Annotated in this window: 1 protein-coding gene; it reads left to right on the forward strand. The window is 68.9% G+C overall.

Annotation, left to right across the window (positions count from 1 at the left end):
* Window positions 1-270 (forward strand): hypothetical protein (locus tag C1X29_RS29940; RefSeq protein ID WP_218275721.1); only part of this gene is annotated, 270 nt, incomplete at both ends.

Here is a 270-nt window from a genome sequence, read left to right on the forward strand (position 1 = left end):
AACGTCGGCACCTTCGTCGGCGGCATCTGGGCCTTCGACCTCGGCAACAACTTCGGCGTCAGCTTGCTCGGCGGCGCCTACCTGAACGACCTGAACGGCGACCGCGGCTCGATCATCACGCCGACCGGCGCGACGGCCACCCCGGTCCTGCCGCAGCTCTCCTCCAACACCTACCGCTTCGGCATCGCCGGCAGCTACACCGGTGACGGCTGGAACCTGACCGCCAACCTGACCGCCAACATCTACGACTCGCCCGGCCGCTTCCCCGGC

The sequence above is a fragment of the Pseudomonas sp. GW456-12-10-14-LB2 genome (assembly GCF_002884345.1).
Lineage (GTDB): Bacteria > Pseudomonadota > Gammaproteobacteria > Pseudomonadales > Pseudomonadaceae > Aquipseudomonas > Aquipseudomonas paraglycinae.